Genomic DNA, 13,764 nt, shown 5'->3' with positions numbered 1-13,764 from the left:
AAAGGGTCAGACTTGGATGCGGGCATTTGCCGGGGGTGTCAATGCAACAAGCCTGTCTCAAGCGGCCCACCACCGCGTCGCCAGATCACAACCGCTTGATGCCGGGTGGCGTGTAATTCGGTCAGCATCCGTTCCGTCTTTAATCCGGGCAGACTGGCAAATGCATCAAACAATGCCTCTGATCCTGCTGCATTTACGGGAATTAACAGTGGCTGCTGACCCGGCTGATCCAAGCGCCAATGCGCCGGAAACATCGCCCGCTCAAGGCTCAGTCGGTCCATTTCGCGCAGGGCGACGGTACCGCCAGTCAGTGGCCCAAAGTAGGTGATTTGCCCTTCGTCGACCTGCACCGCCCCTGCCCCGCCGTCCGCGCCCCGAAATCGCGCGCGTTGCACGCCCAGCCAGATGCCGGCCGCGCCGCCCAGAATGAGCGCATATCCCGGCACCGCCAGCAACAGGCCAGGCCCCAACACCAGCCATAGGCCAAGTGCCGTTATCACCAGCCCCACAAGGCATTCGCGCCACCGCCAAAGCTCTGCTTGCGCTTCTGGTCGGAAGAAAGTCATGCCCAATCCCCCAATCGATCCTGCCAAAGCGTCATCGCGGCAACTGCTGCGGTGTCCGCGCGCAGAATGCGCGGGCCAAGCGTTACGGGATGTGCAAAGTCCAACCCGTGCAACCGCGCACGTTCCTTGTCAGAAAACCCGCCTTCTGGCCCGATCAGGATCGCCCACGGTCCAACAGCCGCAGTGATATCTGGCAAGCAGGCAGTACCACCTGCCAGCGCCTCGTCGCAAAACATGATCTTGCGTTCGCTGTCCCAGCTTTCCAACAGCCGATCAAGTTTTACAGCGTCCGCAACCTCGGGCACATAGGTCCCGCCGCATTGCTCTGCTGCCTCAACTGCATGGGCTTGCAATCTGTCACGCTGAATCCGGCCAGCATTGGTGAAGGCTGTCATCACTGGCAGAATGCGCGCGGCCCCCATTTCTGTGGCCTTTTCCACAATAAAATCAGTGCGCGCTTTCTTGATCGGGGCAAACAGCAACCACAGATCGGGCGGCATCTGCAAGGGTTTCGTTTGCGCCACGCAACGCAGAACGCCACCGCGTTTGCCAGCCTCTGTAACATCCGCACGCCATTCGCCATCGCGCCCATTAAAGACCAAAATGGCCGCGCCAACGGCCAAGCGCATCACGCCAAAGAGATAATGCGCCTGCGCTTTGTCCAAAGTCAGCGATTGCCCCTGACCCAAAGGGTGCTCTACATAAAGTCTGATTTTTGCGTTCATGGACCAAGATATATGCACAACCCTCCACCTTCGCCAGATGCACCTGTCGCAGATGCGCCAAACGACAATTGGGTGGACAGATACGCACCTGCGTTTGCACGTCCCTATCTGCGCCTCAGTCGGGCGGATCGGCCCATTGGCACATGGCTTTTGCTGTTGCCGTGCTGGTGGGGTTTGACGCTGGCCATCATTTTTGACCAGACGCCGCGCTGGGGTGACCTTTGGATATTCATTGGCTGCGCCTTGGGGGCGTTTTTGATGCGCGGTGCGGGGTGTACGTGGAACGACATCACCGACCGCAATTTTGATTCACAGGTCGCCCGCACCCGGTCACGGCCGATTCCGTCGGGTCAGGTCAGCGTGCGCGGTGCCGTTAGCTGGATGGTGTTACAAGCGCTGGCGGCGGCGTTGATCCTATTTACGTTCAACCGCGCGGCCATCTCACTGGGCGTACTATCGCTTTTGCTGGTGGCGATCTATCCATTTGCCAAACGCTTTACCTGGTGGCCGCAAGCGTTTTTGGGACTTGCGTTCAACTGGGGGGCTTTGCTGGTCTGGACGGCCCACACGGGCAGCCTTCAATCGCCCGCTGTTTTGCTCTATTTTTCGGGCATTGCATGGACGCTTTTCTATGACACCATCTATGCGCATCAAGATACCGAAGACGACGCCCTGATCGGTGTGAAATCCACCGCGCGGCTGTTTGGCGACAATACAAGTCAATGGTTGCGGAGGTTCTTGGCGGCGTCCGTCGGATTGATGGGACTTGCGGTTGTTTTTAGCGCAATGCCCAATGCGTCCGTGCTGGCACTTGTGATCGCATTGGGCGGCCCTTGGGCAATGGGCTGGCATATGGCATGGCAATTGCGCGGCCTCGACATCCACAACCCCGCCAAGTGCCACCAATTGTTTCTTGCCAATCGAGACACCGGCATGATCCCGCTGTTGTTTTACGCAGTCGCGCTGCTGGTATGATTGCACCCCCTGCCCCACTTGCGTATCAAAGACCAATCATGAGTAATACAGAAGTACCCCCATGCGCTTGTCCTCTGTCCTAACGATCGCCCTCACGTTTGCTGCGGCTGCGGTGGTTTCTTTGGTGGCCGCGAATTTTTCTGTGCAACTGATCGAAGAAAACTCGGAAATCGGGGTGCGCAATGCACTCGATGACCAAGGCATGACTTGGGCTGAAGTGGAAGCAGATGGACTGAAGGTCACGCTTGCCGGGATTGCTCCGACCGAAGCCGTTCGCTTTCGTGCCCTGACAACCGCAGGCGGCATCGTAGACGCCGCGCGTGTCATTGATGATATGGAAGTCGAGGCGCAGGCCGCAATCGCACCACCGCATTTTTCTGCCGAAGTGTTGCGCAATGATTCCGGTATTTCAGTCATTGGACTGATTCCTGCAAGCACGGACAAAGCCGCTACCATTGCCAGATTTCAAGCGATGGTAGGCGATGAAAAAGTGGCCGATCTTCTTGAAACCGCCGATTACCCTGCGCCGCAAGGCTGGCAGGACTCCCTTGATTTCGCGATCAGTGCAATGGCGCTGCTGCCGCGTGCCAAAGTCTCAGTCGAAGCGGGCCGCGTTTCGATCACGGCCATTGCGGACAGCGCTGCCGCGAAGGCCAAGATGGAAACCACCGTTAGAAAATCCATCCCATCAGGGCTAGAGGTCATTCTGGATATCGCGGCCCCGCGTCCGGTGATCACCCCCTTTACCCTGCGGTTTGAGCTGGACGAGAATGGTGGTCGTTTCGATGCCTGTTCTGCTGATACCGAAACGGCGCGCAAACGCATCGTCGAAGCAGGCAGACGCGCGGGGCTGACTGATTCCGCACGGTGTACCATTGGCATGGGCGTGCCCAGTCCAAATTGGACAGAAGCCGCATCAATGGCGATGGATGCCGTGCAACAACTTGGTGGTGGGTCCGTCACATTGGCCGATGCCGATATCACTTTGCTGGCGGCTGCAGGAACTGATCAGGCCCTTTTTGACCGGGTGATAGGCGAGCTGGAGACCAGTTTGCCGGATGTATTTGCTTTGCATGCCAGCCTGCCTGCGGTCGTTGATCCAAACGCAGGCCCGCCCGAATTCAGTGCCACGCTCAGCCCCGAAGGTCAGGTGCAATTGCGCGGTCGCCTGAGCAGTGATGCCCTGCGCGAACTGGCCGATAGCTTTGCCAAGGCGCGGTTTGGTTCTGACAAGGTCTACACCGCCGCACGCATTGACGAAGAATTGCCGGACGATTGGGCACCGCGGGTTTTGACAGGCCTCGAGGCGCTTTCAACGCTCAGCAATGGCGCGATGACCGTCACGCCCGATGCTCTTTCTGTGACGGGGAACACGGGCAACCCGGACGCCAGCACGGAAATATCGTCTTTGCTTGCCGGAAAGCTGGGGGAAGGGGCGGCGTTTGACATTGATGTCACCTATCAGGAAAAACTTGATCCGGTTCTGGGCCTGCCAACGCCAGACGAATGTGAGGCCGAAATCGGTGCTGTTTTGAAAGTAGGCAAAATCAATTTTGAGCCGAGCAGTGCGACAATCGACGCCTCTGCTCTTGATACGATGGATGACATCGCCGAGATTTTGAAACGTTGCGGTGATTTAATGCTTGAAATTCAAGGACATACCGACAGTCAGGGCCGGGAAGAAATGAACCTTGCCCTTTCGCAATCGCGCGCTGAATCTGTTCTGAACGAGCTGCGCGCCCGCCGCGTTCTGACCGGTTCCTTTGTCGCGCGTGGCTATGGCGAAGACAATCCGATTGCCGACAATGGCACCGAAGCAGGGCGCGAAGCAAACCGTCGTATCGAATTTCGCCTGATCCGTCCGGATACAGTGAGTGATCCGGAACAAACAACGCTGGAAAGTACCGCAAAAACGGGCGATACACTGCAAGATCAAGTGCAAGAAGGCCCCAACGATGAGCAGAACTGAGTTCGTCCTCGCAACAGCGATTATTCTCTTTGTGGCTTTTTGTCTGGGTTGGTTTGCCAACTGGCTGCTGCATCGTTTTACCCGTGTCGCAGCCGATGATGTCGCTCAACTGGATCGGATGAGCCAAGAACTGCACGAGGCTGAAGAAACCCGCGATCAGGCGATTACCTACCTGCAGCAGCGTGAGGCCGAGTTGACCAATCAATTGGCCCAAACCGAAGCAGAATTGCGCGCCGCCATGGACGGGCTGCGCGATGCGCGTCATGAAGCCGAAGAAATGCGCGCATTCATCGAACAGCAACGCGAAGCCAGCTGAGACTGCAAGCGAGCTTACCTGTTTTCCAAGTGCTGGGCCGCGGTCCCGCTTGAACCGCTACCCATAACTTAGGCGACGGTCAGAACCGCACATTCCGCCTTTGCGCTGACTCCATGTGAGGTGCTGCCCAACAACAATCCGCGCAAATCGCCAAGACCGCGCCGCCCTGTGACAATCAGGTCAACACCATCCGATTTGGCGCGGGCAAGCAGATCTTCCGCCGGATTGCCATGGCCAATATGCACCTCAAGGCCCTGATGGCCACAATCAGCGGCAATTGCACGTGCCTTGTCAGCCATCTTTTCTGCCGCGGCCAGCAAGGTTTCGTCGCGCGCGACATTTGGGCCTATATAAAAGCCCGAAATCGCTTCGGCAGCATAGCTCACGGTTTCGTCTTTGGGGGTATGCGATACTTCGATTTTGGCACGGTATTTGGTGGCGATGTCGCAACCCAATCGCAAGGCCCGATCTGAAGCTTCTGAACCGTCGTAGCCGACGAGTATTTTGGTAATCATAGGTCTTTCCTCCGGGTAAATCTCTTCACCACCCTAGGAGAGGGGCACGCACAATACTTTGATTGAGATCAAGATTCTGACCAGCGCGATAATGCGTCTTCATCCTCATCTCGCGCCTCGACCCAGGTCGCCCCATCATGGCCGACCTCCCGCTTCCAAAACGGGGCGCGGGATTTAAGGTAGTCCATCAGAAATTCCGCGCCATCAAACGCGTCTCTGCGGTGCCGTGCGGCAGTCGCAACCATCATGATGACGTCGCCCGGGGCCAGCCGCCCATGCCGATGAATGATGAGCGCGTCGCCAAGCCCGAACCGTTTGATTGCCTGTTCCGCGATGGACGAAATCGCTTTTTCGGTCATGCCGGGGTAATGCTCAATTTCCATTACTTCCAATGCGTGATCCGGGGTGTCACGCACCACACCCGTAAAGGTTACGATCGCGCCCAGACTGTTCTGAGCCTGAGCAAAAGCTGCGGTTTCTGCGCCCAGATCAAAGGATGAGTCCTGAACAGAAATGCGCATCAGCCGCCCGTCATTGGAGGAAAAAACGCCAGTTCTCGAACACCTTTCAACGGCGCATCGAAATCGCTCAATTCCTGGTCAACGGCGACGCGCAGCGCGCTCAGATCAGAAAAGGCCAGCGCATAACGCTCCTCGCGTGCGCGCAACTCTTCGACCAAATCAGCAACTGTCGCCGCCTCTGTCTGCACCTGCTCACGCGGCACCCCGATACGTTCACGTACCCATGCAAAATACAAAACGTCCATTAACGCCCCTCTCGCAGATGTGGCAGGGCTTTCATCAGGTAATCATATCCTGTCACCGCCGTTAGTGTTGCCGCGATCCACAGCAACCACAGTCCAACGCGGCCCGACCATTCCATCCCGGCAAGTTTCCAGTTCAAACCAAACAAATCCTCTTCGTCACCGTTCAGGATTGCGCCAATCATATCCTGATCCATGCCAAAAACGGACATCCCGAGATAATGTTCAAACACCCCCTGCGAAAACAGGACCGCAATTGCGACCATTTGCATGGTGGTTTTCCATTTGGCCAAAGCGGTCACTTTCAGCGTCCCGGCAACATCACCCAGGTATTCACGCAGCCCTGACACAAACACTTCTCGAAAGAGGATCACCGTGGCGGGGAGTACCAGCCAAGGCGACCAGCTTGAAAAACCAATGATCACCATCAGGGCGATGACCACCATCGCTTTGTCCGCAATCGGGTCGAGCATCGCACCAAGCTTGGTCTCTTGTTTCCATGCACGGGCAAGATAGCCGTCAAGCCAATCGGTGACAGAGGCCAGCACAAACAGGATCAGCGCAAACCAATCTGCGTAAGGTCTTGTAAAGTATAGAAACATCAATGCCACGCCAGGGGCCGCGACCAGTCGCAAAAGCGTCAAGATATTGGGCAGGTTCCATTTCATAACGGCACCTTACTACGGCCCATGCTGGCTTAAAAGCGCCAACAGAGCACAATCCCTGATCCCCGAATACGCAGTCACTGCGGGCTTATCCGCGCTCGTGAAAATAGGCATAAATCGTCTCGGCCAAGGCATCAGATACACCGTCAACAGCCTTGAGATCGCTCAAATTCGCACGCGCCACCGCTTTGGCGGATCCAAAATGCGCCAACAGCGATCGTTTGCGTGCGGCCCCGACGCCCGGCACATCATCAAGCGGTGTTGCACCAACCGACTTGGCCCGTTTTGCGCGGTGGGTGCCAATGGCAAAGCGGTGCGCCTCGTCCCTCAGACGTTGTACAAAGTACAATACCGGATCGTTGTGCCGCAGCGCCATTGGCCGTTTACCGACGCGGTGAAATTCTTCTTTGCCGGCATCCCGATCGACACCTTTGGCAACGCCGACCATCGGAATATCCTCAACCCCGTATTCCCGCATAATCGAAGCAACAGCACTGACCTGTCCCGCACCACCGTCAATCAACAAAAGATCAGGCCACATGCCGCCGTTGCGGCCAGGGTCTTCTTTGATCAATCGTTTAAAGCGCCGGGTCAGCACTTCTTTCATCATGCCAAAATCGTCGCCTGGGGTCAGTTCCTCACCGCGAATGTTAAACTTGCGGTATTGGTTCTTCATCAGGCCGTCGGCACCTGCCACGATCATTGCACCAACCGCATTGGTGCCCTGAATGTGACTGTTGTCATAAACTTCGATCCGGGTTGGGGGGGCGGGCAATTCAAACGCCTCTTCCAGACCTTTCAACAGCTTGGTTTGTGTCGCGGTTTCGGCCAGTTTACGGGCCAAAGATTCACGGGCATTGCGCAGAGCACCATCCACCAACTCCGCTTTTTCACCTTTTTGAGGGACCAGCAATTCAACTTTGCGGCCGATTTTGCCGCCAAGGGCATCCGCCATCAGGTCAGGGTTCTCAATCTCGTTGGACAGGATCAGTTGACGAGGCGGTTCGCGGGTATCGTAAAACTGACCAATAAACGCCTCCAACACTTCTGCGGCATCCACATCCGGCCCCACACGCGGATAGTAGTCGCGGTTGCCCCAGTTTTGATTGGCACGGATGAAGAAAACCTGCACGCAGGCCTGTCCACTGTCCATGTGCAGGGCAATGATGTCAGCTTCTGACACGCCTTTGGGGTTGATCCCTTGTGCTGTTTGCACTTGGGTCAATGCCTTGATCCGATCGCGCAGGGCGGCTGCGCGTTCAAATTCCATCTCTTGTGAGGCGCGCGACATCTCGGTAGCCAGACGCGCCTGAATGTCTGTGGTTTTACCTGTCAGGAAGCGTTCCGCATCGCGGACTGTTTGGGCATAGTCCTCTTTCGAAATTTTGCCGACGCAAGGTGCCGAACACCGCTTGATCTGGTGTTGCAAACAGGGCCGCGTTCGACTGTCGAACATTGAGTTTGAACAGTCACGCAACAGAAAAACCCGCTGCAATTGGTTTAGCGTTCGGTTTACGGCACCTGCGCTGGCGAAAGGACCATAGTAGCTGCCTTTCTCTTTTTTGGCACCGCGGTGTTTCTTGATCTGAGCGAAATCATGGTCCGCTGTCACCAAGATGTTCGGAAAGCTTTTGTCATCGCGCAAGAGCACATTGAATTTGGGTTTCAGTTGCTTGATCAGGTTCTGTTCCAGCAACAACGCCTCTGTCTCTGTCTTGGTGGTCAGAAACATCATCGACGTGGTGGCCGCAATCATCCGGGCAATCCGCCCGGAGTGGCCGCCGGGACGCGCATAGTTACTGACGCGGGCACGCAAATTACGGGCCTTACCTACATAAAGGACACGGCTTTCTGCATCCAACATCCGGTACACCCCCGGCGAGGTGTCAATCGTTTTGAGATAACTTTGAATGACCTCATGGCCTTGCGGCGGGGAGCTGGGGATCTGGTTCATCGGGCTGTCTGATTCTCTGTCTGCGCTGCAATATGGCGTGGTTCGCCACAAGACTTAACATGTCCACGGAACTTGTGGATAACTCTGCTGATAACTTCTGACCTTGGCGAAATTATTGTTGCTTTTGGCCCCCTTCGTAGATTTGCCTAATTTTTAGGCATCTTTGTAAACGTCTGATTTATAATGATATTTTCTTATCTTAATATCAACTCACTGAAAACAAAGGGCTTTTTGTAACAGTTTGGTAACGAAGATGAGAGACGTGCAGAACTTTCGCCGCCACACTTCGTTATTCGACCCCTACCACGTCTGGCGTTTGCCATCCAAGATGCTGTCCGCCATCCACGCAAAGCAGTTGACCTGTCACGGCAGGCGCATCCAGAAAATACCCCAGCGCGGCCGAAATGTCGTCTGGATTGGACCCTCGGCCCAGCACCGTATTGCGCCTTTGCGTGTCAAAATGACTGTCAGATTGGCGTTGCCCCTTCATCGTTGGGCCCGGCCCTATAGCGTTAACGCGGATCGCAGGGGCCAGTGCGCGCGCTGTGGTTTGAGTCAACGCCCAAAGTCCCATTTTCGCGAGCGTATAGGTCATGAACTCTGGCGTGAGTTTGCGCACGCGCTGGTCAACCATATTCACGATCAAGCCCACACCACGCGGTTCACCTGCTTCGTCGGATTTTGCTGCCAATCCCTGCGCGGCCATCGCCTGGGTCAGAACAAAGGGCGCACGCAAGTTGCTCCCCATGTGCCTGTCCCAACTGGTCAGCGTCGCAGTTGAAATTGTGTCGTATTCAAAAATCGACGCGTTGTTCACAAGACAAGTGATCGGTCCGCCCAGTGCCTCCGCTGCCCTTGGCACCAATGTCTGGCTTGCCTCCTCATCCAACAGATCGGCTTGCAAGGAAACAGCCTTGCGACCCATCGCTTTGAGTTCGGTCACGACGGCATCGGCCCCTTCGCCTGAACTGGCATAATGCACCGCGACATCGTATCCGCGTTTGCCCAAATACAACGCCATCGCTCGGCCAAGGCGCTGCCCGGCCCCGGTAATTAGTGCACGGCCCATGCGTGACCTCCTCAGATTAGAACAACAATCAGATAGACTGCATATAGCGCACTCAACGCAATGCCCCAGATGCGGGTGATGTCTTTGTTCAGGTAGACGAACGGAATCAAAAGCAAAGATGCCGCCAGCATGACCCAGAGATCAAATCGTAGGAATTCGGGATCGACACTGATCGGGCCGACAAGGCTTGCGATGCCGATGATCGCCAGCAGGTTGAACATGTTCGACCCGATGACATTGCCCAGCGCCACGTCTGCTTGCCTGCGCAATGCCGCCATAACGGTGGTTGCAAGTTCCGGCAAAGATGTCCCGATCGCAACCAGCGTCAAACCGATCACTGTGTCACTGACCCCATAGGCCTGTGCGATAATCGTGGCGTTTTCAACCAGCAGCCCCGCCCCAAGCGGCAGGCCAATCAGGCCCAAAATCATAAAAACCGCAATGCGCCATCCGGGCATATCGGGGTCAACGCCTTCAAGCTCTTCTTCGGCGTCGCCCTTGCACGCATCTCGATGGTTTTTGGCCTCCCGAAATTGATCGGCAAGCACAAAGGCAAGCGCACCCAAAAGAACCAATGCAGCAATCCAATCGAATACACCGCGAAACGCCAGCGCAATGAAGACAACGCTGGCACCGATCATGAAATTATAAGTCTTTCGCGTGTTACATTCAGACGTGTGCATGGTGGCCAGCAGCGCGGGAATACCCAGCACAAGCAGAATGTTCGCAGTGTTTGACCCCACTACATTGCCCAATGCGATACCCGGCGCGTCATCAAGAATTGCCTTGATTGAAATCAGCAGTTCCGGCGCAGATGTTCCAAACGCCACAATCGTCAGGCTGACGATCAGCGCAGGCACCCCCAATCGCAAGGACAAGTTCACCGCACCTTTGACCAGCGCATCACCGGCAAGCAGCAAGATTAACAGACCCAACCCGGAAAGCAGCCAAGGCATCAGCATCAATCTGATCCTCCGCAACCGCAGGGACCTTTGCCAATCCGGTACCGGCCACAGGCCTTGCACTTTGTCTGGCTCAAACGCTTGGAACCTAGCCAGTGCATTTTTCCAAACCACGCCAAGACGCCCATAAACACCATGAACAGAAGGACTACCTTGATGACCATGAATTAAAGGCCAAAGCGCGCAAAGGCTGCGCGTTCCTCGATGCCGTGCACCGCGTCATGGACCAGTTGCACGCCGAACCGCGACAACAGGCCTTTCTTTGCGCCATAGCGCCGCAATTTCACCTTCTCGCCAAAGCGTTCTTTCAGCAAAGGCTGCAGATGTCCGATGCCATCAATCAAGCCCAGCTCGGTCGCGCGTTTGGCCAGCCAAATTTCACCCGTGAACAAGTCCTGCGCATCGGTAAGCTTGCCATCACGGCGGGCTTTGACGTGGCCGATGAAGTTTTCATGGATGTCTTCGAGCAACGCTTTAAGGCGTGCCACATCTTCAGGCTGTTCAGGGCGGAACGGGTCGAGCATGGATTTCGATTTTCCGGCAGTATGAACCCGCCGCTCAACCCCATGGTCCTTGATGAACTCATGCGCGCCAAACGATGCCGAAATCACACCGATCGATCCGACAACTGAGCTTGGGTCTGCATAGATCTCGTCTGCTGCTGCCGCCAACCAATAACCGCCAGATGCGGCTACATCTTCGACAAAAGCGATCACTGGGATGTTCTTTTCGGCCGCCAGCCGCCTGATCTGTGCCCCAATCAAGGACGATTGCACAGGGCTGCCGCCGGGCGAGTTTATCTCAAGCGCCACAGCAACAGGTTTTCCCTTTCCAAATGCTTTCTCAAGCACCGGTGCAAGAGTGGCGTCATTCAATGCTGACCGACTTTGAGGCCCGATCACGCCCGAGAGGCGGACCACGGCAACAGTGGGTTCAGATTTCAGGAAAGGGATCCAGCGTTTCATACCAACCCATGTAGAGCGCTAGACACAGTCAAACAAGCCAAGTTCCCAAAGGTTTATTGCCGTATCCGCCAACCGGTGTGGAAAATCCACCAGATCACCGCCATGCACAGCCCGGTAAACAGGCCAATCGCCAGCAAACTCGTCAAAATTGGCACATCAGCCGACCCAAAGAAAGCCCAGCGGAATCCTGAAATCAGATACACCACCGGGTTAAAATGCGAAATGACCTGCCAAACAGGCGGCAACATCGAAATGGAATAAAACGACCCACCAAGAAAGACGAGCGGTGTGACGATCAAAAGCGGCACCAACTGTAGCTGTTCGAAGCTGCCGGCCCAAATGCCGATAATAAATCCCATCAAAGCAAAGCTGATACAGGTGAGAACCAGAAACGCGACCATCGCAAAGGGATGTGCAATTGAGATCTCCACAAAGAAAAACGCAGTGATCAGGATGATGACCCCAATGAACAACGCCTTTGTCGCCGCCGCCCCGACATAGCCGATCACGATCTCGAAAAAGTTGATCGGTGCAGAGAGCAATTCAAAAATCGTACCGATGAATTTCGGAAAATAAATGCCAAAAGACGCGTTTGATATCGCCTGGGTGATCACGCTGAGCATGATCAGACCCGGTACGATGAAAGCGCCATAGCTGACACCCTCAACCTCTTGGATGCGGCTGCCAATGGCCGCACCAAAGACCACAAAATAGAGCGATGTGGACAACACGGGCGAGATGATGCTTTGCGCGATTGTGCGGAAAAACCGTGCCATTTCAAAGGCGTAAATTGAACTGATCGCCGTCCAGTTCATGCCGCATCCTCCTGAACCAAATCGACAAAGATATCTTCGAGGCTGCTTTGCCGGGTCATCACATCCGTTAGCACCAGACCAGCCTTTGAAACGTCGGCCAACAGCTTGGTGATGCCTGTCCGTTCCGCCTTCGTGTCATAGGTATAGATCAGTGTGGTGCCGTCCTCAGAAAGCGTCAGTGCGTCCGATTGCAGCGCCTTTGGCAGCGCCATAATTGGTTTGCTCAATTGTACTTCCAGTTGCTTTTTGCCCATTCGCGCCATCAGTTTGGCTTTGTCTTCAACCAGCAACAGCGCGCCATGTGCAATCACACCGACACGATCGGCAATTGCCTCCGCTTCTTCGATGTAATGCGTGGTCAGAATGATGGTCACGCCATCAGCCTTCAGGTCCGCCACAATTTCCCACATGTCTTTGCGCAGCTCAACGTCAACTCCAGCGGTGGGTTCATCCAGAAACAACACCCGCGGGTCATGCGCCAGCGCCTTGGCAATCAAAACCCGCCGTTTCATCCCGCCAGACAGGGCCCTGATCTGGCTGTCTTTCTTGTCCCACAATGACAATTGGCGCAGAATTCTTTCAAGCGCGGCTTCATCTTTTGGTTTGCCAAATAACCCGCGCGAAAAACGGACCGTGTTGATCACCTTTTCAAAAGGTTCCAGGTTGATCTCCTGCGGCACCAGCCCGATCATCGAACGTGCGGCGCGGTACCCGGTGATGATGTCATGACCACCAACAGAAACGGTGCCGTCCGTCGGCGTTGTGATCCCGCATATGGTGGAAATCAATGTGGTCTTGCCCGCGCCGTTCGGGCCGAGCAGTGCCAGAATCTCACCTTCCTGTATTTCCAGATTAACGCCTTTGAGCGCCTCAAAGCCACCGTCATAGGATTTACGCAGGTTCTTGATGTCCACGATAGTTGGCATGGGGCTCTCCGCTAAATGTCGCGGCAACCTAAACCGGAAAATCACAAGTGAACAGAGCGGTTCAGTCTTTGGACCTGCCGAACCAACCTTTTTTGGCGGGGGCCTCACTGGGGTCGTTTTCGGCTGTGTCTTCAGTCGGGCCTTCAAGCGATTCCTGAAGGTTGTTAAAGAACTGATCGGCCATCTTTTTGGCAAAGCCGTCAATGATTCGACTGCCAAGTTGTGCCAGCTTACCGCCCACCTTGGCCTCTACGTCATAACTTAGCTCAGTTCCACCATCCTTGGCCAACAACCGGACCTCGGCACCGCCTTTTGCAAACCCAGCAGCCCCACCTTTGCCCTCGCCTGTGATGGTCAAAGATTGATCCGGCACCAGATCACTCAGCGTGACCTGACCTTTGAACGTGGCCTTAACCGGCCCAACCTTTTGCACGACAGTTGCCTCGTAGCCGTCTGCGACGGACCCCGTCACATCCTGTGCGCCCGGCACACATTTTTGCAACATGTCCGGATCCAGCAATGCGGCATAGACGGCGGATGGCGGAACTGCGATCTGGCGGGTGTCTGACATCTGCATCG

The 13,764-nt window shown here is 55.5% G+C and carries 16 protein-coding genes; 3 read left to right on the top strand and 13 right to left on the bottom strand.

Annotation, left to right across the window (positions count from 1 at the left end; genetic code table 11):
• Nucleotides 1–38: 38 nt before the first annotated feature.
• Both ACEWL3_RS02985 and ACEWL3_RS02980 read right to left on the bottom strand, forming a co-directional pair.
• Nucleotides 39–566 (bottom strand): hypothetical protein, encoded by a 528-nt coding sequence (locus ACEWL3_RS02985; RefSeq protein ID WP_114877144.1) that lies wholly within the window; start codon nucleotides 564–566, stop codon nucleotides 39–41.
• Complete coding sequence (locus ACEWL3_RS02980; protein WP_386177918.1) at nucleotides 563–1,291, bottom strand: 16S rRNA (uracil(1498)-N(3))-methyltransferase; 729 nt, start codon at nucleotides 1,289–1,291, stop codon at nucleotides 563–565. Before ACEWL3_RS02980 ends, ACEWL3_RS02985 begins: the two co-directional genes overlap by 4 nt.
• A gap of 12 nt (nucleotides 1,292–1,303) precedes the next feature.
• Here ACEWL3_RS02980 and ubiA point away from each other — a divergent pair, with 12 nt between their 5' ends.
• The 3 genes from ubiA (at nucleotide 1,304) to ACEWL3_RS02965 (ending at nucleotide 4,551) form a co-directional block, all read left to right on the top strand.
• Complete coding sequence (gene ubiA / locus ACEWL3_RS02975; protein ID WP_386177540.1) at nucleotides 1,304–2,266, top strand: 4-hydroxybenzoate octaprenyltransferase; 963 nt, start codon at nucleotides 1,304–1,306, stop codon at nucleotides 2,264–2,266.
• 61 nt (nucleotides 2,267–2,327) lie between these two features.
• Nucleotides 2,328–4,235 (top strand): OmpA family protein, encoded by a 1,908-nt coding sequence (locus ACEWL3_RS02970; RefSeq protein WP_386177539.1) that lies wholly within the window; start codon nucleotides 2,328–2,330, stop codon nucleotides 4,233–4,235.
• Nucleotides 4,222–4,551, top strand: coding sequence for a hypothetical protein (locus ACEWL3_RS02965; RefSeq protein WP_114877140.1), 330 nt, complete (start codon nucleotides 4,222–4,224; stop codon nucleotides 4,549–4,551). The genes ACEWL3_RS02970 and ACEWL3_RS02965 overlap by 14 nt, the downstream gene beginning before the upstream one ends.
• Before the next feature lie 68 nt (nucleotides 4,552–4,619).
• On the opposite strand, the gene ACEWL3_RS02960 is transcribed toward ACEWL3_RS02965, so the two are convergent.
• The 11 genes from ACEWL3_RS02960 to ACEWL3_RS02910 form a co-directional block, all read right to left on the bottom strand.
• A complete protein-coding gene (locus tag ACEWL3_RS02960; protein ID WP_386177538.1) occupies nucleotides 4,620–5,066 on the bottom strand; it encodes a universal stress protein in 447 nt (148 codons plus the stop codon).
• Nucleotides 5,067–5,134: 68 nt separating this feature from the next.
• A complete protein-coding gene (locus tag ACEWL3_RS02955) occupies nucleotides 5,135–5,587 on the bottom strand; it encodes a molybdenum cofactor biosynthesis protein MoaE (RefSeq protein ID WP_386177537.1) in 453 nt (150 codons plus the stop codon).
• On the bottom strand, nucleotides 5,587–5,832 hold the full coding sequence (gene moaD, locus ACEWL3_RS02950; protein WP_114877137.1) for a molybdopterin converting factor subunit 1: 246 nt from the start codon (nucleotides 5,830–5,832) through the stop codon (nucleotides 5,587–5,589). Before moaD ends, ACEWL3_RS02955 begins: the two co-directional genes overlap by 1 nt.
• On the bottom strand, nucleotides 5,832–6,497 hold the full coding sequence (gene pgsA, locus ACEWL3_RS02945; RefSeq protein WP_386177536.1) for a CDP-diacylglycerol--glycerol-3-phosphate 3-phosphatidyltransferase: 666 nt from the start codon (nucleotides 6,495–6,497) through the stop codon (nucleotides 5,832–5,834). Before pgsA ends, moaD begins: the two co-directional genes overlap by 1 nt.
• Before the next feature lie 85 nt (nucleotides 6,498–6,582).
• Nucleotides 6,583–8,448, bottom strand: coding sequence for an excinuclease ABC subunit UvrC (gene uvrC / locus ACEWL3_RS02940; protein ID WP_386177535.1), 1,866 nt, complete (start codon nucleotides 8,446–8,448; stop codon nucleotides 6,583–6,585).
• 289 nt (nucleotides 8,449–8,737) lie between these two features.
• Complete coding sequence (locus ACEWL3_RS02935) at nucleotides 8,738–9,517, bottom strand: SDR family oxidoreductase (RefSeq protein ID WP_386177534.1); 780 nt, start codon at nucleotides 9,515–9,517, stop codon at nucleotides 8,738–8,740.
• An 11-nt stretch (nucleotides 9,518–9,528) separates the two neighbouring features.
• Nucleotides 9,529–10,479: a calcium/sodium antiporter gene (locus tag ACEWL3_RS02930; RefSeq protein ID WP_386177533.1), complete on the bottom strand. Its 951-nt coding sequence runs from the start codon at nucleotides 10,477–10,479 to the stop codon at nucleotides 9,529–9,531.
• 167 nt (nucleotides 10,480–10,646) lie between these two features.
• Nucleotides 10,647–11,444, bottom strand: coding sequence for a S49 family peptidase (locus ACEWL3_RS02925; RefSeq protein WP_386177532.1), 798 nt, complete (start codon nucleotides 11,442–11,444; stop codon nucleotides 10,647–10,649).
• Between the two features lie 53 nt (nucleotides 11,445–11,497).
• The gene (locus ACEWL3_RS02920) at nucleotides 11,498–12,259 is read right to left on the bottom strand and encodes an ABC transporter permease (RefSeq protein WP_386177531.1); all 762 of its coding nucleotides are present in this window, start codon (nucleotides 12,257–12,259) and stop codon (nucleotides 11,498–11,500) included.
• Nucleotides 12,256–13,185, bottom strand: a complete 930-nt coding sequence (locus ACEWL3_RS02915; RefSeq protein WP_386177530.1) for an ABC transporter ATP-binding protein — start codon at nucleotides 13,183–13,185, stop codon at nucleotides 12,256–12,258. The genes ACEWL3_RS02920 and ACEWL3_RS02915 overlap by 4 nt, the downstream gene beginning before the upstream one ends.
• Nucleotides 13,186–13,246: 61 nt before the next feature.
• Nucleotides 13,247–13,762, bottom strand: a complete 516-nt coding sequence (locus ACEWL3_RS02910) for an SRPBCC family protein (RefSeq protein ID WP_386177529.1) — start codon at nucleotides 13,760–13,762, stop codon at nucleotides 13,247–13,249.
• Nucleotides 13,763–13,764 lie beyond the last annotated feature (2 nt).

This window comes from Sulfitobacter sediminivivens (genome assembly GCF_042611115.2).
In the GTDB taxonomy this organism is placed as follows: Bacteria; Pseudomonadota; Alphaproteobacteria; order Rhodobacterales; family Rhodobacteraceae; genus Sulfitobacter; species Sulfitobacter sediminivivens.
Note: the sequence above shows the minus strand (reverse complement) of the source record. Positions and strands in the feature narration are given on the sequence as shown.